The organism is Pseudomonas sp. GW822-FHT03F08 (assembly GCF_058801265.1).
In genome coordinates, this window is the sequence record NZ_JBXANC010000001.1 from 305,559 (window position 1) to 329,587 (window position 24,029).

23 protein-coding genes are annotated in these 24,029 nt (G+C 61.2%); 7 read left to right on the top strand and 16 right to left on the bottom strand.

What is annotated here, in order from left to right:
* The first annotated feature begins 7 nt into the window (after nt 1–7).
* Nucleotides 8–682 carry a ribose-5-phosphate isomerase RpiA gene (gene rpiA, locus AC1RME_RS01400; protein WP_096817491.1) on the top strand — a complete coding sequence of 225 codons (675 nt, stop codon included), beginning with the start codon at nt 8–10 and terminating at the stop codon, nt 680–682.
* A gap of 53 nt (nt 683–735) precedes the next feature.
* On the opposite strand, the gene AC1RME_RS01405 is transcribed toward rpiA, so the two are convergent.
* From AC1RME_RS01405 to AC1RME_RS01420, 4 genes are all read right to left on the bottom strand, one after another.
* Nucleotides 736–1,653 carry an SdiA-regulated domain-containing protein gene (locus AC1RME_RS01405; protein ID WP_096817489.1) on the bottom strand — a complete coding sequence of 306 codons (918 nt, stop codon included), beginning with the start codon at nt 1,651–1,653 and terminating at the stop codon, nt 736–738.
* 106 nt (nt 1,654–1,759) lie between these two features.
* Nucleotides 1,760–2,683 carry an SdiA-regulated domain-containing protein gene (locus AC1RME_RS01410; RefSeq protein ID WP_096817487.1) on the bottom strand — a complete coding sequence of 308 codons (924 nt, stop codon included), beginning with the start codon at nt 2,681–2,683 and terminating at the stop codon, nt 1,760–1,762.
* Nucleotides 2,684–2,907: 224 nt separating this feature from the next.
* Complete coding sequence (locus AC1RME_RS01415; RefSeq protein ID WP_096817485.1) at nt 2,908–3,573, bottom strand: fumarylacetoacetate hydrolase family protein; 666 nt, start codon at nt 3,571–3,573, stop codon at nt 2,908–2,910.
* Between the two features lie 40 nt (nt 3,574–3,613).
* Nucleotides 3,614–5,008 (bottom strand): FAD-binding oxidoreductase, encoded by a 1,395-nt coding sequence (locus AC1RME_RS01420; RefSeq protein ID WP_096817482.1) that lies wholly within the window; start codon nt 5,006–5,008, stop codon nt 3,614–3,616.
* Between the two features lie 204 nt (nt 5,009–5,212).
* On the opposite strand from AC1RME_RS01420, the gene serA reads away from it, so the two are divergent.
* On the top strand, nt 5,213–6,442 hold the full coding sequence (gene serA, locus AC1RME_RS01425; protein ID WP_007953487.1) for a phosphoglycerate dehydrogenase: 1,230 nt from the start codon (nt 5,213–5,215) through the stop codon (nt 6,440–6,442).
* 63 nt (nt 6,443–6,505) lie between these two features.
* Here serA and AC1RME_RS01430 read toward each other — a convergent pair whose 3' ends face one another.
* Nucleotides 6,506–6,931, bottom strand: coding sequence for a DUF4399 domain-containing protein (locus tag AC1RME_RS01430; RefSeq protein ID WP_102619659.1), 426 nt, complete (start codon nt 6,929–6,931; stop codon nt 6,506–6,508).
* Nucleotides 6,932–7,065: 134 nt separating this feature from the next.
* Between AC1RME_RS01430 and AC1RME_RS01435 the strand changes: the two genes are divergently transcribed.
* A complete protein-coding gene (locus AC1RME_RS01435) occupies nt 7,066–7,650 on the top strand; it encodes a transporter substrate-binding domain-containing protein (protein WP_493090300.1) in 585 nt (194 codons plus the stop codon).
* Nucleotides 7,651–7,656: 6 nt separating this feature from the next.
* Here the strand turns inward: AC1RME_RS01435 and AC1RME_RS01440 are convergent, their stop codons facing one another.
* Nucleotides 7,657–8,142 carry a 2-thiouracil desulfurase family protein gene (locus AC1RME_RS01440; RefSeq protein WP_096817476.1) on the bottom strand — a complete coding sequence of 162 codons (486 nt, stop codon included), beginning with the start codon at nt 8,140–8,142 and terminating at the stop codon, nt 7,657–7,659.
* A gap of 1 nt (nt 8,143) precedes the next feature.
* Nucleotides 8,144–8,776: a 2OG-Fe(II) oxygenase gene (locus tag AC1RME_RS01445; protein WP_096817474.1), complete on the bottom strand. Its 633-nt coding sequence runs from the start codon at nt 8,774–8,776 to the stop codon at nt 8,144–8,146.
* A 108-nt stretch (nt 8,777–8,884) separates the two neighbouring features.
* Here AC1RME_RS01445 and AC1RME_RS01450 point away from each other — a divergent pair, with 108 nt between their 5' ends.
* Complete coding sequence (locus AC1RME_RS01450; RefSeq protein WP_007953496.1) at nt 8,885–9,637, top strand: DUF2059 domain-containing protein; 753 nt, start codon at nt 8,885–8,887, stop codon at nt 9,635–9,637.
* Between the two features lies 1 nt (nt 9,638).
* Here AC1RME_RS01450 and bipL read toward each other — a convergent pair whose 3' ends face one another.
* Entirely contained in the window at nt 9,639–10,589 is a 951-nt protein-coding gene (gene bipL / locus AC1RME_RS01455) for a phospholipase BipL (protein WP_096817472.1), read from the bottom strand.
* A gap of 97 nt (nt 10,590–10,686) precedes the next feature.
* Between bipL and AC1RME_RS01460 the strand changes: the two genes are divergently transcribed.
* Nucleotides 10,687–11,265, top strand: a complete 579-nt coding sequence (locus AC1RME_RS01460; RefSeq protein ID WP_096817470.1) for a DUF6436 domain-containing protein — start codon at nt 10,687–10,689, stop codon at nt 11,263–11,265.
* Between the two features lie 103 nt (nt 11,266–11,368).
* Complete coding sequence (locus tag AC1RME_RS01465; RefSeq protein ID WP_096817469.1) at nt 11,369–13,780, top strand: penicillin acylase family protein; 2,412 nt, start codon at nt 11,369–11,371, stop codon at nt 13,778–13,780.
* Nucleotides 13,781–13,787: 7 nt separating this feature from the next.
* On the opposite strand, the gene AC1RME_RS01470 is transcribed toward AC1RME_RS01465, so the two are convergent.
* Nucleotides 13,788–14,753: a GlxA family transcriptional regulator gene (locus AC1RME_RS01470; protein ID WP_096817965.1), complete on the bottom strand. Its 966-nt coding sequence runs from the start codon at nt 14,751–14,753 to the stop codon at nt 13,788–13,790.
* Nucleotides 14,754–14,943: 190 nt separating this feature from the next.
* Here AC1RME_RS01470 and AC1RME_RS01475 point away from each other — a divergent pair, with 190 nt between their 5' ends.
* The gene (locus AC1RME_RS01475; protein WP_096817466.1) at nt 14,944–15,585 is read left to right on the top strand and encodes an HD domain-containing protein; all 642 of its coding nucleotides are present in this window, start codon (nt 14,944–14,946) and stop codon (nt 15,583–15,585) included.
* 60 nt (nt 15,586–15,645) lie between these two features.
* Here the strand turns inward: AC1RME_RS01475 and AC1RME_RS01480 are convergent, their stop codons facing one another.
* The 7 genes from AC1RME_RS01480 to AC1RME_RS01510 form a co-directional block, all read right to left on the bottom strand.
* Complete coding sequence (locus AC1RME_RS01480; RefSeq protein WP_085709000.1) at nt 15,646–16,536, bottom strand: ABC transporter permease subunit; 891 nt, start codon at nt 16,534–16,536, stop codon at nt 15,646–15,648.
* Nucleotides 16,533–17,414, bottom strand: a complete 882-nt coding sequence (locus AC1RME_RS01485) for an ABC transporter permease subunit (protein ID WP_244142489.1) — start codon at nt 17,412–17,414, stop codon at nt 16,533–16,535. The genes AC1RME_RS01480 and AC1RME_RS01485 overlap by 4 nt, the downstream gene beginning before the upstream one ends.
* A 35-nt stretch (nt 17,415–17,449) precedes the next feature.
* Nucleotides 17,450–18,592 carry an ABC transporter ATP-binding protein gene (locus AC1RME_RS01490; protein ID WP_096817462.1) on the bottom strand — a complete coding sequence of 381 codons (1,143 nt, stop codon included), beginning with the start codon at nt 18,590–18,592 and terminating at the stop codon, nt 17,450–17,452.
* A gap of 73 nt (nt 18,593–18,665) precedes the next feature.
* On the bottom strand, nt 18,666–19,763 hold the full coding sequence (locus tag AC1RME_RS01495; RefSeq protein ID WP_096817460.1) for a polyamine ABC transporter substrate-binding protein: 1,098 nt from the start codon (nt 19,761–19,763) through the stop codon (nt 18,666–18,668).
* 187 nt (nt 19,764–19,950) lie between these two features.
* A complete protein-coding gene (locus tag AC1RME_RS01500; protein WP_096817458.1) occupies nt 19,951–21,060 on the bottom strand; it encodes a polyamine ABC transporter substrate-binding protein in 1,110 nt (369 codons plus the stop codon).
* A gap of 171 nt (nt 21,061–21,231) precedes the next feature.
* Nucleotides 21,232–22,596 (bottom strand): aspartate aminotransferase family protein, encoded by a 1,365-nt coding sequence (locus tag AC1RME_RS01505; protein ID WP_011336447.1) that lies wholly within the window; start codon nt 22,594–22,596, stop codon nt 21,232–21,234.
* 56 nt (nt 22,597–22,652) lie between these two features.
* Complete coding sequence (locus AC1RME_RS01510; protein WP_096817456.1) at nt 22,653–24,011, bottom strand: glutamine synthetase family protein; 1,359 nt, start codon at nt 24,009–24,011, stop codon at nt 22,653–22,655.
* Between the last annotated feature and the right edge of the window lie 18 nt (nt 24,012–24,029).

Sequence of the window (24,029 nt, forward strand, 5' to 3'; positions counted from 1 at the left end):
AGCCCGCATGACCCAGGATCAACTCAAACAGGCCGTGGCCCAGGCCGCCGTCGACTTCATCCTTCCGAAACTTGACGACAAAAGCATCGTCGGGGTCGGCACCGGCTCCACCGCCAACTGCTTCATCGACGCCCTGGCCCAGCACAAGGGCGCGTTCGATGGCGCGGTCGCCAGTTCCGAAGCCACCGCCGCGCGCCTCAAGGGCCACGGGATTCCGGTGTACGAACTGAACACGGTCAGCGACCTGGAGTTCTACATCGACGGCGCCGACGAAAGCGACGAGCACCTGAACCTGATCAAGGGCGGCGGCGCAGCCCTGACCCGCGAGAAGATCGTCGCGGCCGTGGCCAAGACCTTCATCTGCATCGCCGACGGCAGCAAACTGGTGCCGGTGCTCGGCGCGTTCCCGCTGCCGGTGGAAGTGATCCCGATGGCTCGCAGCCACGTGGCCCGCCAACTGGTGAAACTGGGCGGCGACCCGGTCTACCGCGAAGGCGTGCTGACCGACAACGGCAACATCATCCTCGACGTGCACAATCTGCAGATCACCAACCCGGTGGAGCTGGAAGCGCAGATCAATGCAATCGTCGGCGTGGTCACCAACGGCCTGTTCGCGGCACGTCCGGCGGATCTGCTGTTGCTGGGCACCAGCGAAGGCGTGAAGACCCTGAAGGCCGAATAAGCCGGAAGAACCTGTGGGAGCCTGTCCGCTCCCACAGGGGTTCAAAAAGAAAGTCAGTTCGGGTCTGGTTTTCTGAAGACATAAAACAGATTCGGCTCGCTCACCAGATACAACGTCCCGTCGTCATCCATCGCGATGCCTTCCGCCTGCGGCACGGTCTTCTTCAGCCCCTGCCGGCCACCGCTCAACGACATCGTGCTCAACGGGCGCCCGTCCACATCCAGCTCCAGAATCAGCCGCGACTCGTCCGACAGCGCCAGCAGATGGCCGCTGCGCTCGTCGTATTGCAGGCTCGACAGGTCACGCACGAACATCCCGGCGTCGCGCTTGGGGTTGTTGATGACATGCACCGCGTAGGACTTTTCCGGGTTGAAGTGCGGAAATCCGTGCACTTCGTAGATCAGCATCGGATCGCGCTCCTTGGCCACGAACAGACGCTTGCCCACTGAATCGTAAGCCAGACCTTCGAAACCCTTGTTGCCGCTCATGTGCACGCCGAGCGTCATCTGCTCGGCGTCCGCCGCATCGAGGAACGTAGTGTCGTGCTCCAGATGGATCTTGATCAGGCGCTGCTGACGCTCGTCGGTGATCACGTAAGTGTCGGCACTGATGAACTCGACCGCCTCTGGATCGCCGAAACCGATCAGCGCGACACGGCGCAGGATCCGGCCCTCCAGCGACAATTCGATCAGCTCGGCATTCTTGTTGGTGACGGTGAACAGGCTTTTGCGCACCGGATCGTAAGTCAGCGCGGAGACGTCATCGTTCAGCCCCTCGATGACCCGAGCCTCGATGCCCACGCGGTACTGATCCAGATTGATCGCCTCAATGCTGTGGGGCTGCCAGTGACTTTGCAGGTTGAACCAGGCGCGCTCGAACAGACGCAGGTATTGGCCGATCGCAATCAATGCGATCAGGGCAATCACCGAGAGGATGATCAGAAGTGGCTTGGGACGGGCAAATCGACGCATGCGGGCTGGGCTCGGGATCAAAACAGGCGGATGAAATATCACGCCTGTCTGAATCGAAGCTTAAAGGCCACTTGCCCCGGACGACAACCTTGCGGCGGCAGGCGGGTTATTTCTGTTTTTCGAAGCGGTAGAACAGGTTCGGCTCGCTGACCATGTACAGCGTGCCCGCCTCGTCCATGGTCACGCCTTCGGCGCGGGGGATGGTCTGCTTCAGACCGTTGAAACCGCCCAGCAAGGTCATGAAACTGACCTGTTCGCCCTTCTCGTCCAGCTCCAGCAGCAGGTGCGAATCGGCAGACAGCACCAGGGTATGTCCGGTGCGCGGATCAATGGCCAAGGCCGAAAGGTTGCGAATGTCCAGTTCGTCATTCGGCAGTTTCTGCTTGTCGCCGGTGAGGATCTGGCTGCCGTCGCTTTTCCAGGTGAACAGCGCTGGCGGACGTTCTTCGCCCAGCAACAGTCGCTGGTTGCGGGCATCCCAGGTGATGGCTTCGAAGGCCTTGTTCTGGTTTTTCGACGGGCCGAGGTCGTATTTCGGGAAATCGTCGCGCTTCAGCTCGCGGGTATTGGCATCGACCTTGACGATCGACAGCATGTGCTCACGCTCATCGACGATGGCCAGCAAGCCATTGCCCATGACGGTCACGCCTTCCGGGTTGATCCAGCCCACCAGCGGCATCTTGCGCAGCACATCGCCCTGCAAGGTCAGCTCGACCAGGAACGGGTTCTTGCCCATCACCGAAAACAGGGTCTTGCTCTGCGGGTCGTAGGACAGGTCCGAGGCCTCGTCCTTTTCCATCCCCGGCAACAGCTTGGCGTCGATCACCACCCGATAGTCCGGCAACCAGACACTCGCCGTGCGTTCAGCCGGGCTTTCGAAGCGCTCGCGCACCCACAACAGGCCACGGTCATCCCAATGCATCGCATACGCCAGACCGTAACCGGCCGCGACCACCAGCAACAGCCAGTAATACCAGCGCAGGGCGAAACGTGAACGGCGAGCAGTGTTGAGCTGAGTTTGAGATGACATCAGTGGACGCGTTCCGAAAAATTCAGGCTATGGGTAATAGCACAAAGAGGCCGGCTCAGACGCCAGAATGACCGGAATTATCCGGACAGGATGTGAAAAAAACGGCAAATGGCCGGATTGCCCTGCGCCTTTGCAGGCGGGATCACAAAACAGAAATGGGAGATTGCCAGCCTGAGGGCACACCTCAAACCCGCAATCTCCCACTCGGGAACGCGTTGCCCGGATCAGCGAACGCTGCTGGTGAAGCGACTGGCGCCCGGCAGTTCCAGCACGATGTCATCGCCAACGTTCAGCGGCCCCACGCCCACCGGCGTGCCGGTCAGGATCACGTCACCGGCCTGCAGCGAGAAGCAGCCGGCCATGTGCTGGATCATCGGCACGATCGGGTTGAGCATCGCGCTGCTGTTGCCGTCCTGGCGCACTTCGCCATTGATGGTCAGGCGGATGCCGATGTCGGTCAGATCAGCAAAGGTGCTGCCGACCACGAACGGTGCAATCACCGCCGCGCCGTCGAACGACTTGGCGATTTCCCACGGCAGGCCCTTGGACTTGAGCTCGGCCTGCTTGTCGCGCAGGGTCAGGTCCAGCGCCGGGGCGAATCCGGAGATCGCGTCCAGCACTTCTTCACGGCTGGGTTTGGTCGACAGCGGCTTGCCGATCAACACGGCGATTTCCGCTTCGTAATGCACGGAGCCACGCTCGGTCGGAATGCTGAAACCACCTTCCAGCGGCACCACGCAACTGCCCGGTTTGATGAACAGCAACGGCTCGGTAGGGACCGGGTTGTCCAGTTCCTTGGCGTGTTCGGCGTAGTTGCGGCCGATGCACACCACTTTCCCCAGCGGAAAATGAATCCGCGTACCGTCGACATACTGGTGCTGATAGCTCATTACCGACTCCTGCCTTCATTGATTCATCAGGGATTGCAGATCAAACCGCGAAGATCTTGCCCGGGTTCATGATGCCGTTCGGGTCGAACACCGCCTTGACCGCTTTCATGTATTCGATTTCGACCGGCGAGCGGCTGTAGGTCAAGTAGTCTCGCTTGGTCATGCCCACGCCGTGTTCGGCGGAAATCGAACCGTTGTACTTCTCGACGGTTTCGAACACCCACTTGTTGACGGTGGCGCACTTGGCGAAAAACTCGTCCTTGCTCAGGTTGTCCGGCTTGAGGATGTTCAAGTGCAAGTTGCCGTCGCCGATGTGGCCGAACCAGACGATTTCGAAGTCTGGATAATGTTTGCCGACGATCGCGTCGATTTCCCGCAGGAACGCCGGGACTTTCGAGACGGTGACCGAAATGTCGTTCTTGTACGGCGTCCAGTGGGAGATGGTTTCGGAGATGTACTCGCGCAACTTCCACAGGTTCTGCAACTGGGTTTCGCTCTGGCTCATCACGCCGTCCAGCACCCAGCCCTGCTCCACGCAATGCTCGAAGGTTTCCAGGGCGCTGTTGGCCACTTCCTCGGTGGTCGCTTCAAATTCCAGCAACGCATAGAACGGGCAGTCGGTTTCGAACGGTGCCGGGACATCGCCACGGCCCATGACCTTGGCCAGAGCCTTGTCGGAGAAGAATTCGAACGCGGTCAGGTCGAGCTTGCCCTGGAAGGCGTGCAGCACCGGCATGATCGAGTCGAAATCCGCGGTGCCGAGCACCATTGCGGTCAGGTTTTTCGGTGCGCGATCCAGGCGCATGGTGGCCTCGACCACGAACCCGAGGGTGCCTTCGGCGCCGATGAACAGCTGGCGCAGGTCGTAACCGGTGGCGTTCTTGATCAGGTCCCGGTTCAGTTCCAGCACATCGCCCTTGCCGGTGACCACTTTCATGCCCGCCACCCAGTTGCGGGTCATGCCGTAGCGAATGACCTTGATCCCGCCGGCATTGGTGCCGATATTGCCGCCAATCTGGCTGGAACCGGCCGACGCGAAGTCCACCGGGTAGTACAGATCATGTTCTTCGGCCGCGTTCTGCAATTGCTCGGTGACCACGCCCGGCTGACAGACGGCGGTGCGGTCGGTGAGGTTGATGTCGAGAATCTGGTTCATGTAGTCGAACGACACCACCACTTCGCCATTGGCGGCCACGGCAGCGGCAGAAAGACCGGTGCGGCCGCCCGAGGGCACCAGCGCCACTTTGTGTTCGTTGGCCCAGCGGACGATGGCCTGCACCTGCTCGATGGTCTTGGGGAACACGATGGCGCTGGGCGCCGGGGCGAAGTGCTTGGTCCAATCCTTGCCGTAAGCGTTCAGGGAGTCGGCATCGGTCAGGACCTTGCCAGGCTCGACCAGGGTCTTCAGTTCATCAATCAGGGCAGGATTGGTCATCGACGGAACTCTCGAACAATTCATGGTCATCCTGAGAACGCTTCACGTCGCAGGAATGAGTGATTAGCGGGGCGGCTATGCTAGCATACCGACCCCGCAGGCCAGTGCCCAACGGCGGTTCTGCGGTGACGGCATTCTTGTCGTCAAGGTCAATGTCTGTTGACCATTTCCTGCCATTTTTCTCCGGGATACAGGTTTACGCAGATGAGCAAGACTTCTCTCGATAAGAGCAAGATCAAGTTCCTTCTTCTCGAAGGCGTCCACCAATCGGCTGTCGACGTCCTCAAGGCGGCGGGCTACACCAGCATCGAATACCTGACAGGCTCCCTGCCGGAAGCCCAGCTCAAGGAAAAGATCGCTGACGCTCACTTCATCGGCATTCGTTCGCGCACCCAACTGACCGAAGAGATCTTCGATCACGCGAAGAAGCTGGTGGCAGTCGGCTGTTTCTGCATCGGCACCAACCAGGTTGACCTGGAAGCGGCCCGCGAGCGCGGCATCGCCGTGTTCAACGCGCCGTACTCCAACACCCGCTCCGTTGCCGAGCTGGTGCTGGCCGAAGCGATCCTGCTGCTGCGCGGCATCCCTGAGAAAAACGCTTCCTGCCACCGTGGCGGCTGGATCAAGTCGGCGGCCAACTCCTTCGAGATCCGCGGCAAGAAACTGGGCATCGTCGGCTACGGCTCGATCGGTACTCAGCTGTCGGTCCTGGCTGAAGGTCTGGGCATGCAGGTGTTCTTCTACGACACCGTGACCAAGCTGCCGCTGGGCAACGCGACCCAGGTCGGCAACCTGCACGAGCTGCTGGGCATGTCCGACATCGTCACCCTGCACGTTCCGGAAACCGCTGCGACCCAGTGGATGATCGGCGAGAAGGAAATCCGCGCCATCAAGAAGGGCGGCATCCTGATCAACGCTGCTCGCGGCACCGTGGTCGAGCTGGACCACCTGGCCGCTGCGATCAAGGACAAGCACCTGATCGGCGCCGCCATCGACGTGTTCCCGGTCGAGCCGCGCTCCAACGATGAAGAGTTCGAAAGCCCGCTGCGTGGCCTGGACAACGTGATCCTGACCCCGCACATCGGTGGTTCCACCGCTGAAGCGCAGGCCAACATCGGTCTGGAAGTGGCAGAGAAACTGGTCAAGTACAGCGACAACGGTACTTCGGTATCGTCCGTGAACTTCCCGGAAGTGGCCCTGCCGGCTCACCCTGGCAAGCACCGCCTGCTGCACATCCACGAGAACATCCCGGGTGTGATGAGCGAGATCAACAAGGTCTTCGCCGAAAACGGCATCAACATCTCCGGTCAGTTCCTGCAGACCAACGAGAAGGTCGGCTACGTGGTGATCGACGTCGACGCCGAGTACTCGGAGCTGGCGCAAGAGAAGCTGCAACACGTCAACGGCACCATCCGTAGCCGCGTGCTGTTCTGATTCAGCGCTGAGCCACAAAAAAGGGAGCCCCTCGGGGCTCCCTTTTTCATGCCGGCGGAAAAGTCATTTCACCGTCACGGTGATCTTTTCCGAAACGATTGGCGGATCGAAGGCCATGTGGCCCTTGTCGCCCAGCTCCAGCTGCAAGGTGTGCTTGCCCGGCGCCAGGGTCAGTTCGGTTTCGGTCTGGGCCTTGCCGAAGTGGAGGTGGTTGGCATCGGTCGGGATCACGCTGCCCGCCGGGACGATTTCCTTGGCATCGACCAGCAGGTGATGGTGCCCGGTGTTCGCGGTCGGGTCGCCGGCCGGCGCCAGGGCAATGCCTTTGACTTCAAACTTGACCTTGAATGTCTTGTCCACAACGGCACCGCTGCTCGGCTCGACAATACTCACTGAAGCACCGGCCGGTGCCGGTGTAGCGGCGCTGGCCATCATCGAAGCACTTAACAGAAGCCCTGCCAAAGCGGCGCGTGACATGAATGTTTTCATTCTCTTCTCCAGTTTTTCCGTAAAATCCGCGCGGTCATGACAACTTCATGACCATTCGTTGTCGAAGGCACTCGACAACCATAGCAAAGCGAGCCTGAACAGCAGGCCGCGACAATGATTTCAAAGGAGTGACCATGCGCTTTCTGCCTGGCCTGATCTGCCTGCTTCCCCTTCTGAGCCCGCTGGCTCATGCCGAACTGATTGATGACATCAACGACCGTGGCGAGTTGCGCATTGTCCTTGAGGCTAATACACCGCCCTTCAATTTCAAGGACGGCGACACACTCACGGGGTTCGAGGTCGAGCTTGGGCAACTGCTGGCCAACGAGCTGGATGTGCGCGCCGACTTCATCGTCACCGACGAAGCCGATCTGCTCCAGGGCGTCGAAAGCGGCAAGTACGACGTCGCGCTCAACCACATAGCACTGACCCCGGAACTCAAGGATCGTTTCGACTTCAGCGAACCTTACACGCAGGTCAATGCGCAGTTATTGGCAAAAAAGGATGAGCAGCCCCGCCCATTGGTGCTGGTACAGACGCTGACTGAGGAAAAACCGAAGGTCGGTCCGCCGGTAGATCTGGCGATTCCGTTTCAGAAGGGCAACCCGGCGTTTCACGCGAGTCTTGAGAATGCGTTGCAGCGGATCAGGACGGATGGGCGGCTGGAGGCGTTGTCGCAGAAGTGGTTGAACGCGCAGGCTACTGAAAACCTGAAGTGACGGTGTCTAGTCGAGTGCCTTGAGCGCCTGTGCGGCCTGCGGCAGTTCCAGTTCGCTGAAGACCTGCACGCCATGGCGCTTGAGCAAGGCTGCCGTGACACCTTCGCCACTCACCTTAACGCCGCTGAACGTCCCGTCATAGGTCAGCAGATTCCCGCAGGAAGGACTGTTGGCCTTGAGCACCGCCACACGAATTCCGTGTTTCTGCACCAGCACCAATGCCTGTCGCGCACCGTCGAGAAATTGCGCACTGACGTCCTCGCCCTCGGTGGTGATCACTGCCGCGAGACCATCCAGCACTTCACTGCCCTGCCCGCCTGGAATCTCCGCCGCCGCCCGGGGTGTCGGCAATCCGCCGGCCACTTCCGGGCACAGCGGCACGACACGCCCTTCGGCAATCCACTGTTCCAGCAGATCGAACGGCCCGCTGGCCCCGCCGTCATAACGCACGCGGTGCCCCAGCAGGCAGCGACTCACAAGAATCCTGTGCATCTCAGAACGGCTCGTTGCCACGGCGGCGGAACCAGCCTGTCAGCGACAGGCGCTCGCGATGGGCCGGCAACACTTCGTGGGGCACTTCACCGGAGAGAAACACCACCAGACAACCGCCGGTAGGTTGCACGTCATGGACGCGATCATTTTCCAGGTACATGCGCAACTGCCCGCCATCCTCCGGCAGCCAGCCGTCATTGAGGTAGATCACCGCCGAGACCATACGCCGGTCATCGTCGCGAAAACGGTCGACATGCCTGCGATAGAACGCACCCGGCGGGTACAGGGCGAAATGGCACTCGAAATCTTCCAGGCCCAGGAACAACCCACGGTTGAGTGCCTCACGCAGGCTGTCCATCAGGTTCAGATAACGGTCACTGGCCTCGGCCTGGCCGGGATCGATCCACTGGATATGGTCACCACGAATACCCTCGCGGACCTCCGACAACGGGCCACGTCCGACCCCCGCCGGCGCCAGTTCACCTTCGGCGTCACGTTTGCGGCACTCGGCGGCCAGCGCGCGGGTCAGATCCGCAGGCAGGAAAATGTTCTGCTGCGACCAGCCACGCTCGGCCAGGTCGTCGACGATACGTAACAGCAGCGGGTGTTCAGAGGATATTTGCATGGCGCGCATAGTATGCCTGCGCCGGGAATTCCGACAGAGCCACGCGGCGGCTTGATACGAATTCTCGACAAGTACTGGCACCGCACGGAGAATAGTCCGCTGCTGACAGGAGTCCCTATGCGCCGTTTGCTTTTTTCACTGTTGATGTTCTGCGTTTTGCCCGCCTGGGCAGACGGCCACGACCAGTTGTACAAGGTCGCCGGCTGGCCGGAACAACGCGCGCATTTCAATGACGCCCTGAGTGCCGCGCAACAGCGCTACCAGAACAGCCTGCCGCCGGCGGTGTTTCAGGCGCTGGTGAACAACAGCAATCAGCGCTTCGCCCCCCAGGCCGTGGATCAACGGGCCGAAGCGCAATTGCGCAAGAACCTCGCCGACCCGAAACCGGCCCTGTCGTTCTTTCAGTCACCGCTGGGCAAGAAGATCGTCGCCGCCGAACTGCTGGCAACCCGCCGCGATCAATTGGCCAAAAACGCCAAGGGCCTGCCGAAGATGCCGGCCAGCGACAGCCGCCTGCTGATCATCGGCCACCTCGCCCAGGCCCTGCCGGCCCGCGAAGCCGGCGCCGAAGTCAGCCTGGCGATTGCCGGCGTGGCGGCGGACAGCCTGAGTTCGATGATCCCTGGCCTGCTCGGCGGCGGTCAGGCCCAGGGCATGTTGAACGGTCAACGCCAGCGACTGATGGATCAGATCGGCGCCGACCTGAACAACACGCTGCTGTACGTCTATCGCGATTTGTCGGATGAAGAACTGGAAGAGTTCGCGACCTTTGCCGAGTCCACCGAAGGCAAGGCTTACTATCAGGCCGCGCTGGCGGCGATCCGCGCCGGGCTGGCCGTGGGGCAAAGCACCTCGAACCTCAATCAGTGATCTAGGGATTGCGGCCCTTGATCCGCTTGTTCAGGAACTCGAAATACTCCTCGCGCATTTCCGCCGTCTCATTGGCCAGGTGATGCCGCGCCTCCGCCAGCAACAGAATCTGCGGCCGGTCGAACTTCCACTTCAGCACTTGCAGGTTGTGCGGCCAATCCACCGTCATGTCCGCCTGGCCCTGAATGATCAGCGGCCGACGCGGACTTTTCTTCGCGTATTCCACGCGGTTGATCCAGCGTGACAACGCACCGACCCACGCCGTCGGCAAGCGTTTCGGCTGCAATGGATCGGCCTGCAGGAATGGCAGGAAATCCGGATCATTGGAGTTCTCGCTGAAACGCCGGGCGATGCCCCGGACGAAGGGCCTGAGCAGGTAATAACTGAACTGCGACCAGCCCCAGGCCCGCGGACGCACCAGCGGCGCCAGCAGAATCAGTTGGCCTTGCGCCGGGCTGTTTTCGCCATGGTTGAGCACGTGATCGACAATGATCGCACCGCCGGTACTTTGCCCGCACAAGTGCCACGGCTGCGGCAGCGCGATCGAGTGCGCCTCGGCGAACAGACCTTGCAGCGCATCCTGATACTCGGAGAAATCGCGGATGCTCGCGCGCTCGCCGCTCGACAGACCATGCCCCGGCAGATCGCAGGCAATCACCGCGAACCCCTGATCCAGTGCCCACTCGATCACATGCCGATAGAGACCGGTGTGGTCATAAAAACCATGAACCAGAAACAGCGTGGCCTTGGCCGTTTCCGCCGGCCACCAGCAATGACTGACCAACTCATAACCATCGACGTCGAACCGGCCCATGCCGCGCCAGACATCGCGTTCCGGGAAGTCGGTCTTGTAGAACCGCTGATACGCCTTCGCCTCCTCGGACAACGGCTGCCACTCGGCCAACGGCTTGAGGCTCGCACGCAGATGATCGGGATTGAAGGCAGCAGACATGGGCAATTCCAAAACGGTAAACGGACTTTATCGGCCTGCGATATTCATCTGTCGCGGCAAGCATGGCAAGCTAGCGCGCTCTCGAGGAACCAAATCCATGCGATCGCCCTACCGCACCGCACTGTTTGCCAGCCTGCTCGCCATCGTGTGTGCCGGCGTGCTGTGGGCCGCGTACGACTGGTTTCAGGGCCGCTACCTGCGGGCCTTCAGCGAACACACGGCGGTGTTTTCCGGCGATCCGCTGCGACTGCCCGACGACCTCGCCGGCCCCGGCAACATCCGCCTGGTGCATTTCTGGGACCCGGCCTGCCCGTGCAACGTCGGCAATCAGCAGCACCTGACCGAGATGGTCGAACAGTTCGGCCCCAAAGGTGTGGAGTTCTATGCCGTGCAGAAGTCCGGCAGCCACGGCCAGTTGCCCGCCACGCTCAGCAATCTCAAGACCATCGCGGTGCTGCCCGGCTCCGAACAGATCCCCGCCAGCCCGGCCGTGGCGATCTGGGACCGCAGCGGCAGACTGGCGTACTTCGGCCCGTACAGCGAAGGCCTGACGTGCAACTCCAGCAACAGTTTTATCGAGCCGATCCTGCAGGCATTGAGTGATGATCGTCCGGTGAATGCCACCCACACGCTGGCGGTCGGTTGCTACTGCCCGTGGCCGGTAGAAACGAAGTAAGGCATTCCGGACATTTCAAGGACAGCGATGCGCGGCACACGAGGCGTGTGCTAATTGTTTGCAGCCCGCACGGGCGGCAACCCCGAATGCACAAGGAGTCACCATGAAACGCGTCTTTACCGTTCTTGCCTTGCTCATCGTTGCACTGCTCGCCGCCGGCGGCTGGTACGTGTACAGCAAGCAACCGACGCGTCAGGGCCAGGTGGAGTTGCGCAACCTGCAAGGCTCGGTGACCGTGCGTTACGACGAACGCGGCGTGCCGCACATCCGTGCTGAAAACGAAACTGACCTCTATCGTGCCCTCGGTTACGTGCACGCCCAGGACCGGCTGTTCCAGATGGAAGCCATGCGCCGCCTGGCTCGGGGCGAACTGGCCGAAGTGCTCGGGCCGAAACTGCTCGACACCGACAAACTGTTCCGCAGCCTGCGCATTCGCGAACGCGCTGCCACTTACGTGGCCAGCCTCGACAAGCAGTCGCCGGCCTGGAAGGCCCTGCAAGCCTATCTGGACGGCATCAATCAGTATCAGGACTCGCACGCCGCCCCCGTCGAGTTCGACGTGCTGGGCATCCCCAAGCGGCCGTTCACCGCCGAAGACACCATCAGCGTCGCCGGCTACATGGCCTACAGCTTCGCCGCCGCGTTTCGCACCGAACCGTTGCTGACCTACGTGCGCGATCAGCTCGGCGCCGACTACCTCAACGTCTTCGACCTCGAGTGGCAGCCCAAGGGCGTGCTCGCCAAGGGCCACGCTGGCAAAGCACCGGCACTCGCCGCCGAAGACTGGAAAGACCTGAACGCCCTCGCCCGCCTCAGCGAACAGGCGCTGATCGAAAACGGCCTGCCGCAGTTCGAAGGCAGCAACGCCTGGGTGATTGCCGGCAGCCGCAGCAAGGGCGGCAAGGCATTACTGGCCGGCGATCCGCACATCCGTTTCTCGGTGCCGTCGGTGTGGTACGAAGCGCAACTGTCGGCGCCGGGTTTTGAACTCTACGGCCATCATCAGGCGCTGGTGCCATTTGCGTTTCTGGGACACAACCTGGATTTCGGCTGGAGCCTGACCATGTTCCAGAACGATGACCTGGACCTGATCGCCGAGAAGGTCAATCCGGACAACCCGAATCAGGTCTGGTATCACGGTCAGTGGACCGACATGGTCAGCACCGAGCAGCAGATTGCGGTGAAAGGCCAGGCGCCGGTGACCATCACCCTGCGCCAGTCGCCCCACGGGCCGATCGTCAACGACGCCCTCGGCACCGCCGCCGGGAAAACCCCGATTGCGATGTGGTGGGCATTCCTCGAAACGCCGAACCCGATCCTCGAAGGTTTCTACCAGCTCAACCGCGCCGACACCCTGGCCAAGGCTCGCGCCGCTGCTGCCAAGGTGCAGGCGCCGGGGCTGAACATTGTCTATGCCAACGCCAAGGGCGATATCGCCTGGTGGGCCTCGGCGCTGTTGCCCAAGCGTCCGGCCGGGGTCAAACCCGAGTTCATCCTCGATGGCAGCGGCAATCAGGCGGACAAGGACGGCTACTTCCCGTTCAGCGCCAACCCGCAGGAGGAGAACCCGGCGCGGGGCTATATCGTCTCGGCCAACTTCCAGCCCGTGTCGCCGACCGGCATGGAGATTCCCGGTTACTACAACCTCGCTGACCGTGGCCAGCAGCTCAACCGCCAGCTCGCCGACAAGAACGTGAAGTGGGACAACGAAGCCAACCAGAAGCTGCAACTGGGCACCACCACCGGTTACGGCCCGCGCGTGCTCGCGCCATTGCTGCCGGTATTGCGTGAAGTGGTGACTGACCCGGCGCAACTGAAACTGGTCGAGCAACTGGCCCAGTGGCAGGGCGACTATCCGCTGGATTCGGTCAGCGCGACGGTGTTCAACCAGTTCCTCTATGACCTGGCCGACGCGGCGATGCGCGATGAGCTGGGCAATGACATGTTCGAGACCTTGCTGTCGACCCGCGTGCTCGATGCAGCGTTGCCGCGACTGGCAGCCAACGCCGATTCACCGTGGTGGGACAACCGCAACACGCCAGGCAAGGAGACCCGCGCCGACACCGTGCACACCGCGTGGCAGGCGAGCATGGCGCACCTGAAACAGATCCTCGGCGACGATGCTTCCGGCTGGCAATGGGGCAAGGCGCACACGCTGACCCATGGTCATCCGTTGGGTCAGCAGAAACCGCTGGATCGCATCTTCAATGTCGGCCCGTTTGCCGCACCGGGCACCCATGAAGTGCCGAACAACCTCTCGGCGAAGATCGGCCCCGCGCCATGGCCGGTGACCTACGGCCCGTCGACTCGGCGGCTGGTGGACTTCGCCGACCCTGCTCACAGCCTGACGATCAACCCGGTCGGCCAGAGCGGCGTGCCGTTCGACAGTCACTATGACGATCAGGCGGAAGCGTATGTGGACGGGCTGTATGTGCAGGCGCATTTCAGTGATGAAGAGGTGACGGCGAATACGCGCAGTACCTTGAAGCTGTTGCCGGCGCGGGCGGCGCAATAAGCGCCGTTCAAACCATCGCCGCAAAGTTCAGCCGAAACTGCTGCGGCGTCACCCCCAGCCGGCGGTTGAACACGCTGCGCATGTGTTGCGCATCGCGAAACCCGCATTGATACGCCACCGTTTTCAGCGGCGCCGTGGTGCTTTCGAGCATCACCCGCGCCGCATCCACCCGCGCCCGTTCGACGAACTCCGCCGGGGTGACTTTCGCTTCGCGAGCAAACACCCGGGAGAAATTCCGTGCGCTCATGTTGGCGGCATTCGCCAGGTCGGCGATGGTCAGGTCGCCGGTGAGATTGGCCAGCACGTACAGTTGCACCATCGCCACCGCCGACGTCGGTTCGGCGTGGGGCGTGAGAAACGGGCTGAACTGCGACTGCCCGCCCGAGCGCTGGGTAAACACCACCAGCCGCTTGGCCACGCTCAGCGCCACCTCGGCACCGTAGTCACGCGCCAGCAGGTACAGCGACAGATCGATCCCCGCCGTCACCCCCGCCGAGGTGTAGAGCTGACCATCCTCGACGTACAGCCGATCGGCCTCGACCCGGCTCGACGGGCACAACTGCGCCAGCGCCTCGGCGTCGTTCCAATGAGTGGTGACCGTACGCCCTTCCAGCAACCCGGCACGGGCAAGCATGAACGCACCGTTGCAGATCGAACCGAACCGCCGCGCCCGCCCGCAGGCCTCACGCAACCAGGCATCGAACGTGCTGCCGAAATCCAGGAACGGCAACTGCGGCCCACCGGCCACCAGCAGCAAATCGCAGGCTTCCTGCACGTCGCTGAAATGCCGGTGAGCACTCAGGGTCAGCCCGTTGGAACACGCCATCGGTCCGCGCTCGACGCCGATCACTTCGAGCCGGTAATGATCCTCCGGCGCCAGGAAGCGGTTGGCCTCGGCGAACACATCCATGGGCCCGCTGACGTCCAGCGCCTGCACGCCGGGGAACACCACGATGGCAACGGTTCTGTTCATGGCGATATCGGCTCCCGGGGAATGGCGGATCAGCGCCAACCCTAGCCAATCCACGCCGCAGAAGCGAGCTGGCACGATTTGCAGGTGGAATGGCAAGGATCGCAGCCATGGATCGATTGTCCGGTTTTGCCCCCGGGAACAGACTTTCTCCATCAGCGCCGTGACGGCGTTTTCGACGAGGAAGCTCAACATGACCACGACCATCGCCGGTATCCAGATCCCCGACAGCGCCCTCGCCCGGGCCACCACCGAATACATCCGCGACATCGAATCCGACCTGCTCTACCACCATTCGCGCCGGGTGTTTCTGTTCGGTGCCTTGAGCGGCGAACGCCAGCAACTGGCCTACGATCCGGAGCTGCTGTACGTCGGTGCGATGTTCCACGACCTGGGGCTGGTCGATGGTCACCGCAGCGACGACGAACGTTTCGAAGTCGATGGCGCCAACGCCGCGGCGGCGTTTCTCAAGCCTTACGGGTTGAGTGATGACGACATCGAACAGGTCTGGCTGTCGATCGCCCTGCACACCACACCGGGCGTACCGAAGCATCTGCGTCCGACCGTGGCGCTGGTGACGGCAGGCGTCGAGATGGATGTGCTGGGCATGGATTACGCCGCGTTCACCACCGTGCAGCGCGAGGCGGTGGTGCATGCGCATCCACGGGGCGAGGGTTTCAAGGAGTGCATCATCTGCGCGTTCGCCGATGGCTTGCGTCATCGCCCGCAGACGACGTTCGGCAATGTAAAGACTGATGTGCTGAAGGATCAGGCGCCGGGGTTCAAGCCGATGAACTTTGTCGAAGTCATCCGCCAATCGCCCTGGGTGTCCTGACCGGGCATAAAAAAACCTCGCGGCCGGTAACGGTCGCGAGGTTTTTTTGTGTCGGAAGACTTAAGCCGCTTCCGGCGTCTGCGCCCGGCGCACGTCCGGTTGTTTCCACGAATCGGCAGCGCCTTCTTCGATGGCTTGCTGGATCGCCTTGCGGCGCGACTCTTCGGCACGGCGGCTGAAGAACCAGACCATGAAGGTCACCAGCGACACCGCCAACAGAATCAGGCTGGCCACGGCGTTGATCTCAGGCTTCACGCCCAGACGCACCGCCGAGAACACTTCCATCGGCAGGGTCGTCGAACCCGGGCCGGAGACGAAGCTCGCCAGCACCAGGTCGTCCAGCGACAGGGCGAACGACATCATGCCGCCCGCCGCCAGCGACGGTGCGATCATCGGGATGGTGATCAGGAAGAACACCTTCCACGGCCGCGCACCCAGGTCCATCGCTGCTTCTTCGATGGACAGATCCAGCTCACGCAGACGCGCCGACACCACCACCGCCACATACGCCGCACAGAACGTGGTGTGAGCGATCCAGATGGTGACGATGCCACGCTCCTGTGGCCAGCCGATCATCTGCGCCATGGCCACGAACAGCAGCAACAGCGACAGACCGGTAATCACCTCAGGCATTACCAGCGGCGCAGTGACCAGGCCGCCGAACAGCGTACGGCCCTTGAAGCGCGTGATGCGGGTCAGGACGAACGCCGCCAGCGTGCCCAGCGCCACTGCCGCGACGGCGGTGTAGCAGGCGATTTCCAGCGAGCGCACCACCGAGCCCATCAGTTGGGTGTTGTCGAGCAGGCCGACGTACCACTTGATCGACCAGCCGCCCCACACCGTCACCAGTTTCGAGGCGTTGAACGAGTAGATCACCAGGATCAGCATCGGCAGATAGATGAACAACAGGCCGAGCACCAGCATCAGGCTGGAGAAACGGAAGCGCTTCATTCTTTACCCTCCATTTCCTTGGCCTGACTGCGGTTGAACAGGATGATCGGCACGATCAGGATCGCCAGCATCACCACCGCCAGGGCGGACGCCACCGGCCAGTCACGGTTGTTGAAGAACTCTTGCCAGAGCACTTTACCGATCATCAGGGTTTCCGGACCGCCGAGCAGTTCCGGGATCACGAACTCGCCCACCACCGGGATGAACACCAGCATGCAGCCGGCGATGATCCCGTTCTTGGACAGCGGAATAGTGATTTTCCAGAAGCTGTTGAACGTGCTCGAACCCAGATCGGACGCCGCTTCCAGCAAGCTGTTGTCGTGCTTCACCAGGTTGGCGTACAGCGGCAGGATCATGAACGGCAGGTACGAGTAGACGACGCCGATGTACACCGCGAGGTTGGTGTTGAGGATCTGCAGCGGCTCATCGATGAAGCCCATGCTCATCAGGAAACCGTTGAGCAGGCCGTTGTTGCTGAGGATGCCCATCCACGCATAGACGCGGATCAGGATCGCGGTCCAGGTCGGCATCATGATCAGCAGCACCAGCACCGTCTGCACTTCCTTACGGGCACTGGCGATGGCATAGGCCATCGGGTAGCCGATCAGCAGGCACAACAGCGTGCTGAAGAACGCCATCTTCAGCGAACCGAGGTACGCCGAGATGTAGAGTTCGTCGTCACCGAGCATCGCGTAGTTGCCCAGGTTCAGCAGCACTTGCAGCTTCTGGTCAACGAAGCTGTAGATCTCGGTGTACGGCGGGATGGCCACGTCTGCTTCGGCAAAGCTGATCTTCAGAACGATGAAGAACGGCAGCATGAAGAACAGGAACAGCCAGATGAACGGCACCCCGATGACCAGTTGGCGGCCACCGGGAATTATTCGATTGAGCCGGCGTTTGAATTTGCGCATGTTCATGAGCGAAGTACCACGCCGCTGTCATCTTCCCAGTACACGTACACCTGATCACCCCAGGTCGGACGTGCGCCACGACGCTCGGCGTTGGCCACGAACGACTGCACCAGTTTGCCGCTCGGCAATTCGACGTAGAACACCGAGTGGCCGCCGAGGTAGGCGATGTCGTGCACCTTGCCGCTGGACCAGTTGTATTCGCAGGTCGGCATTTCGGCGGTGACCAGCAGTTTTTCCGGACGGATCGCGTAGGTCACGGACTTGTCCTGCACCGAGGTGCTGATGCCGTGGCCGACGTAGATCTGCCGGTCGAGGTCCTTGCAGGTGATGGTCGCGTGGCCTTCGGCGTCGTCGATCACTTCACCTTCGAAGATGTTCACGTTGCCGATGAATTCGCAGACCAGGCGGCTGGTCGGGGTTTCGTAGATGTCGATCGGGCTGCCGATCTGGGCGATCCAGCCCAGGTGCATGATCGCGATGCGCTCGGCCATGGTCATGGCCTCTTCCTGGTCGTGGGTCACCATCACGCAGGTCACACCCACGCGCTCGATGATTTCCACCAGTTCCAGCTGCATCTGCGAACGCAGTTTCTTGTCCAGTGCGCCCATCGGTTCGTCGAGCAGCAACAGCTTCGGCCGCTTGGCCAGCGAACGCGCCAGCGCCACACGCTGACGCTGGCCGCCGGACAACTGGTGCGGCTTGCGCTTGGCGTACTGGCTCATCTGCACCAGCTTGAGCATCTCGGCCACGCGGGCGTCGATCTCGGCCTTGGGAATCTTGTCCTGCTGCAGGCCGAACGCGATGTTCTGCGCCACGGTCATGTGCGGGAACAGAGCGTACGACTGGAACATCATGTTGATCGGTCGCTCGTACGGCGGCATGTCGGTGATGTCGACGCCGTCGAGGAAAATGCGCCCCTCCGTGGGCCGTTCGAACCCTGCCAGCATCCGCAGCAGAGTGGATTTGCCCGATCCCGAACCGCCGAGCAGAGCGAAGATCTCGCCCTTTTTGATTTCCAGGGACACATCGTCCACGGCAACCGTCTCGTCGAACTTCTTCGTGACCCGGTCGATTTTAACCAGCACCTGCTTAGGTGTCTGGTCGCCCTCGAGGGCTTTCTTATAGGCGCCGGAGGCAACTGCCATTTACGAAACTCCCAGAAAAAAAGAGTGCAGTTCGCCCACGCAAGACGAACCCAGGATAGTTTGTACGTTGAAGCTATTTACCCGACTTGACCTTGGTCCAGCTGCGGGTCATCAAACGCTGAATATTCGGCGGCAACTCGATCGACACGTAAGTCTTGTCGAGAACGGCCTGCGGTGGATAAACCGCTTCGTCGGTGCGAATGGACTGCTCCATCAGCTTGTCCGAACCCGGATTGGGGTTGGCGTAACCGACGTAATCACTGACCTGGGCGATCACCTCAGGTTTCAGCAAATAGTTGATGAAGGCGTGGGCTTCCTTGACGTTGGACGAGTCCTTCGGAATCGCCAGCATGTCGAACCAGAGCGCGCCGCCCTCTTTCGGGATGGCGTAGGCGATGTTCACGCCTTTCTTGGCTTCTTCGGCGCGGTGCTTGGCCTGGAAGATGTCGCCGGAGAAACCGATGGCCACGCAGATGTCGCCGTTGGCCAGATCGCCGATGTATTTCGAGGAGTGGAAGTAGGTCACGTAGGGACGCACCGCCAGCAACTTGGCCGTGGCTTTCTCGTAGTCCTTGGGATCGGTGCTGTTGGCGTTCAGGCCCATGTAGTTGAGCACGGTCGGCATCATTTCATCGGCCGAATCGAGGAACGCCACGCCGCAGCTGTGCAGTTTCTTGATGTTCTCAGGCTCGAACAGCACGCTCCAGGAGTCGATCTTGTCGACGCCGAGCACGGCTTTCACTTTATCGACGTTGTAGCCGATGCCGTTGGTGCCCCACAGGTACGGCACGGCGTACAGGTTGCCCGGATCGTTCTGTTCCAGACGCTTGAGCAGCACCGGGTCGAGGTTGGAATAGTTCGGCAGCTGCGCCTTGTCGAGCTTCTGGAACGCGCCCGCCTTGATCTGCTTGCCAAGGAAGTGGTTCGACGGCACGACCACGTCGTAACCGGTACGCCCGGCAAGCAGTTTGCCTTCCAGGGTCTCGTTGGAGTCGAACACGTCGTAGACCGGCTTGATCCCGGTTTCTTTCTGGAAATCGGCCAGGGTGGTCTCGCCGATGTAATCCGACCAGTTATAAATATGCACAGTACCGGCGGCTTGGGCACCGACAGCGAACGTCAGGCCGGCAGCGGCCAGCAGGGCATTGCGCAAAGAAGAAAAAATAGGCAAGTGGAGGTCCTCTAATTTAGTTGGGCCCAAGTTGCCCCGCGCTGCATGACAGTCACGGTTGCCCGGCAACAAAACCGGCGCGCAACTTACCCTCGAAAAACCGTTCCAGCAAAACTTTCTGTCATTTAATTGCACCGCTGGCCGTCCTTGCGAACGCGACGGCCAGCGGTTGCTGCGTCAAACCGGCTTATTTACCGGATTTGATCTTGGTCCAGCTGCGAGTCATTTCACGCTGGGTCGCCGCCGGCAGATCGGCGATGGCATACAGCTTGGCCTGCACGTCGGCTGGCGGGTAGATGCCTGGATCGCTGGTGATGTCTTTTTCCACCAGTGCCGTTGCAGCGGCGTTACCGTTCGGGAAACGTACGGCGTTGGTGATGCCGGCCATGACTTCAGGCTTCTGCAGGAAGGTCATGAACTTGTAGGCGCCTTCAACGTTTTCGGCATCCTTCGGAATGGCGACCATGTCGAAGAAGCTGCCAGCGCCTTCTTTCGGAATCGCATAGCTGACTTTCACCTTGTCACCGGCCTCGGCGGCACGGGACTTGGCCTGCTGCACGTCACCCGAGTAGCCGACCGCTACGCAGATGTTGCCGTTGGCCAGGTCCGAGATGTACTTGGACGAGTGGAAGTAGGTGATCGAAGGACGAATCTTGAGGAACAGGTCCTCGGCTTTCTTGATGTCTTCTTTCTTCTGGGAGTCGGTTGGCAGGCCCAGGTAGTGCAACGCGACCGGGAGCATTTCGGTCGGCGAATCGAGGAAGCTCACGCCGCAGCCCTTGAGCTTGGCGATGTTTTCCGGCTTCAGCAGTACGTCCCAGGAATCGATCTTGTCGACGCCCAGCGCAGCCTTGACCTTCTCCGGGTTGTAGCCGATGCCGATCGAACCCCACATGTACGGGAAGGCGTGCTTGTTGCCCGGGTCGCTGACCGACACGGCCTTGAGCAGGTCCTGGTTCAGGTTCTTCCAGTTAGGCAGTTTGGACTGATCCAGCTCCTGGTAGACACCGGCCTTGATCTGCTTGGCCAGGAAGTTGTTCGACGGCACGACCACGTCGTAGCCGGACTTGCCCGCCAGCAGCTTGGCTTCCAGGGTTTCGTTGGAGTCGAACACGTCGTAGACGACCTTGATCCCCGACTCTTTCTCGAAGTTCGCGATGGTGTCCGGAGCAATGTAGTCGGACCAGTTGTAGACGTGCAGCACTTTGTCGTCCGCGTGAACCGCGCCCGCCATCATGCCCGCGACGGACAGGGCCAGAAGAGTCTTGCCAGCAAGCTTTTTACCTAATGCCTTCATGCGTCATGCTCCAAATTTTTCTTTTTTGAACCACTTTGTTCAGCGGCCGAACCCGGACAACTGGAACCGCGGCTAGTCTGGCAAGATACGAGGCGGTCTTTCAAGAAAAGACCAGCCTTTCTGACAGCTCCGAGCGACAGCGCAACAGCTCCATCGCTCAGAGCCTAGCACTTAGCCCTGCAATGCACTGAGGGTCAGGTCCAGGCACTTGCGCGCCTTGGTCACCAGCTCATCGATCTCCGCCTTGCTGATCACCAGCGGCGGCGCGATGATCATGGTGTCGCCCACGGCGCGCATGATCAGCCCGTTGTCGAAGCAGAACTGGCGGCAGATCATGCCCACACCCTTGCCTTCGTAACGCTTGCGAGTGGCTTTGTCCTGCACCAGCTCGATGGCCCCCAGCAGACCGACTCCGCGCACTTCTCCCACCAACGGGTGATCGTTCAGCTCGCGCAGACGTTTCTGCAAATACGGTGCCGTTTCTTCATGGGCGCGTTCGATGATTTTCTCTTCGCGCAGAATCCGGATGTTTTCCAGACCCACCGCCGCCGCCACCGGGTGACCGGAGTAGGTGAAGCCGTGGTTGAAATCGCCACCCTCGTTGAGCACCGCCACCACTTCGTCGCGCACGATCAGGCCACCCATCGGGATGTAGCCGGACGTCAGGCCTTTGGCGATGGTCATCATGTGGGGCTTGAGGTCGTAGAAATCGCTGCCGAACCATTGGCCGGTACGACCGAAACCGCAGATCACTTCGTCCGCCACGAACAGGATGTCGTACTTGGCGAGGATTTCCTTGATGCGCGGCCAGTAGGTGTCAGGCGGAATGATCACGCCGCCGGCACCCTGGATCGGCTCGGCAATGAAGGCACCGACGTTGTCGACGCCGACTTCCAGAATCTTCTCTTCCAGCTGATTGGCTGCCCAGATCCCGAATTCTTCCGGGGTCATGTCGCCGCCTTCGGCGAACCAGTACGGCTGAGCGATATGGACGATGCCCGGAATCGGCAAGTCGCCCTGCTCGTGCATATACGTCATGCCGCCCAGGCTCGCGCCGGCCACGGTGGAGCCGTGGTAGCCGTTCTTGCGGCTGATGATGACTTTCTTGTTCGGCTGGCCCTTGATCGCCCAGTAGTGGCGAACCATGCGCAGCATGGTGTCGTTGCCTTCGGAGCCGGAACCGGTGAAGAACACATGGTTCATGCCTTCCGGCGCCACGTCGGCGATGGCCTTGGCCAGTTCCAGTGCCGGTGGGTGGGCGGTCTGGAAGAACAGGTTGTAGTAAGGCAGCTCGCGCATTTGCTTGGCGGCCGCATCGGCCAGCTCATCGCGCCCATAACCGATCGCCACACACCACAGACCCGCCATGCCATCGAGGATCTTGTTGCCCTCGCTGTCCCACAGGTACACGCCCTTGGCGTTGGTGATGATCCGTGGACCCTTTTCTTTCAGCTGTTTGAAGTCGCTGAACGGGGCCAGGTGGTGATCGCTGCTGAGGGCTTGCCACTCACGGGTTTGCGGGTTGTTGCTGGTCATGCCAATTCTCCTTGTTATCGGTGAAGGCGCGGCGGCTGGCCACCGCGCCCGGCGTATCAGACGGCGAAGAGCAGGTACTCACGCTCCCAGGAACTGATCACGCGCTTGAAGTTTTCATGCTCGGCCCGCTTGACCGCGACGTAGCCGGTGATGAAGGTCTTGCCCAGGTATTTCTCGATGGTTGCGCTGTTTTCCATACGCTCCAGCGCGTCTTCGATGGTCAGTGGCAGGCGCAGGTTGCGGCGCTCGTAACCACGGCCCACGACCGGCGCGCTCGGGTTGAGGCCCTCGACCATGCCGATGTAGCCGCAGAGCAGGCTCGCGGCAATCGCCAGGTACGGGTTGGCGTCGGCGCCCGGCAGGCGGTTTTCCACCCGACGGTTCTGCGGGCCGGCATCCGGTACGCGCAGGCCCACGGTGCGGTTTTCTTCGCCCCACTCCACGTTTACTGGCGCGGAGGTATCCGGCAGGAAGCGGCGGAACGAGTTGACGTTCGGTGCGAACAGCGGCAGCAATTCCGGGATCAGTTTCTGCAGGCCACCGATGTGGTGCAGGAACAACTGGCTCATGGTCCCGTCTTCGTTGGAGAACACGTTCTTGCCGGTCTCGATGTCGATGATGCTCTGGTGCAGGTGCATCGCACTGCCCGGCTCACCGGTCATCGGCTTGGCCATGAAGGTGGCGGCCACGTTGTGCTTGAGGGCGGCCTCACGCATGGTGCGTTTGAACACCAGGATCTGGTCGGCGAGGGACAAGGCATCGCCGTGACGGAAGTTGATTTCCATCTGCGCGGTGCCGTCCTCGTGGATCAGCGTGTCGAGGTCCAGCTCCTGCAGTTCGCACCAGTCGTAGACGTCTTCGAACAGCGGATCGAATTCGTTCGCCGCTTCGATGGAGAACGACTGACGACCGATTTCCGGACGCCCGGAACGGCCGACTGGCGGCTGCAACGGATAGTCGGGGTCGTCGCTGCGCTTGGTCAGGTAGAACTCCATTTCCGGCGCCACGATCGGCTGCCAGCCCTTGTCGGCATAGAGTTTCAGGACTTTCTTGAGGACGTTGCGCGGCGACAGCTCGATCGGGTTGCCTTGCTTGTCGTAGGTGTCGTGGATCACCTGGGCGGTCGGCTCGATGGCCCATGGCACCAGGTACACGGCGTTCTGGTCGGGGCGGCAGATCATGTCGATGTCGGCCGGGTCGAGCAGTTCGTAATAGATGTCGTCTTCGACGTAGTCGCCGGTCACGGTCTGCAACAGAACGCTCTCTGGCAGGCGCATGCCTTTTTCGGCGATGAACTTGTTGGTCGGCGAGATCTTGCCCCGGGTGATACCGGTCAAGTCGCCGATCATGCATTCGACTTCTGTGATCTTGTGGTCTTTCAACCAATCGGTGAGCTGGTCGAGGTTGTTACTCATAAATGCCTCTGGGCTGAG

Excerpts from the sequence above, each read along its gene's own strand:
- AC1RME_RS01470 (WP_096817965.1), bottom strand. The coding sequence starts at position 14,753 with ATGAACAGAACCGTTGCCATCGTGGTGTTCCCCGGCGTGCAGGCGCTG.
- serA (WP_007953487.1), top strand. The coding sequence starts at position 5,213 with ATGAGCAAGACTTCTCTCGATAAGAGCAAGATCAAGTTCCTTCTTCTC.
- AC1RME_RS01510 (WP_096817456.1), bottom strand. The coding sequence starts at position 24,011 with ATGAGTAACAACCTCGACCAGCTCACCGATTGGTTGAAAGACCACAAG.
- AC1RME_RS01445 (WP_096817474.1), bottom strand. The coding sequence starts at position 8,776 with ATGCGCGCCATGCAAATATCCTCTGAACACCCGCTGCTGTTACGTATC.
- AC1RME_RS01410 (WP_096817487.1), bottom strand. The coding sequence starts at position 2,683 with ATGTCATCTCAAACTCAGCTCAACACTGCTCGCCGTTCACGTTTCGCC.
- AC1RME_RS01465 (WP_096817469.1), top strand. The coding sequence starts at position 11,369 with ATGAAACGCGTCTTTACCGTTCTTGCCTTGCTCATCGTTGCACTGCTC.
- AC1RME_RS01450 (WP_007953496.1), top strand. The coding sequence starts at position 8,885 with ATGCGCCGTTTGCTTTTTTCACTGTTGATGTTCTGCGTTTTGCCCGCC.
- bipL (WP_096817472.1), bottom strand. The coding sequence starts at position 10,589 with ATGTCTGCTGCCTTCAATCCCGATCATCTGCGTGCGAGCCTCAAGCCG.
- AC1RME_RS01500 (WP_096817458.1), bottom strand. The coding sequence starts at position 21,060 with ATGAAGGCATTAGGTAAAAAGCTTGCTGGCAAGACTCTTCTGGCCCTG.
- AC1RME_RS01405 (WP_096817489.1), bottom strand. The coding sequence starts at position 1,653 with ATGCGTCGATTTGCCCGTCCCAAGCCACTTCTGATCATCCTCTCGGTG.
- AC1RME_RS01440 (WP_096817476.1), bottom strand. The coding sequence starts at position 8,142 with ATGCACAGGATTCTTGTGAGTCGCTGCCTGCTGGGGCACCGCGTGCGT.
- AC1RME_RS01420 (WP_096817482.1), bottom strand. The coding sequence starts at position 5,008 with ATGACCAATCCTGCCCTGATTGATGAACTGAAGACCCTGGTCGAGCCT.
- AC1RME_RS01460 (WP_096817470.1), top strand. The coding sequence starts at position 10,687 with ATGCGATCGCCCTACCGCACCGCACTGTTTGCCAGCCTGCTCGCCATC.
- rpiA (WP_096817491.1), top strand. The coding sequence starts at position 8 with ATGACCCAGGATCAACTCAAACAGGCCGTGGCCCAGGCCGCCGTCGAC.
- AC1RME_RS01430 (WP_102619659.1), bottom strand. The coding sequence starts at position 6,931 with ATGAAAACATTCATGTCACGCGCCGCTTTGGCAGGGCTTCTGTTAAGT.
- AC1RME_RS01475 (WP_096817466.1), top strand. The coding sequence starts at position 14,944 with ATGACCACGACCATCGCCGGTATCCAGATCCCCGACAGCGCCCTCGCC.
- AC1RME_RS01415 (WP_096817485.1), bottom strand. The coding sequence starts at position 3,573 with ATGAGCTATCAGCACCAGTATGTCGACGGTACGCGGATTCATTTTCCG.
- AC1RME_RS01490 (WP_096817462.1), bottom strand. The coding sequence starts at position 18,592 with ATGGCAGTTGCCTCCGGCGCCTATAAGAAAGCCCTCGAGGGCGACCAG.
- AC1RME_RS01480 (WP_085709000.1), bottom strand. The coding sequence starts at position 16,536 with ATGAAGCGCTTCCGTTTCTCCAGCCTGATGCTGGTGCTCGGCCTGTTG.
- AC1RME_RS01505 (WP_011336447.1), bottom strand. The coding sequence starts at position 22,596 with ATGACCAGCAACAACCCGCAAACCCGTGAGTGGCAAGCCCTCAGCAGC.
- AC1RME_RS01435 (WP_493090300.1), top strand. The coding sequence starts at position 7,066 with ATGCGCTTTCTGCCTGGCCTGATCTGCCTGCTTCCCCTTCTGAGCCCG.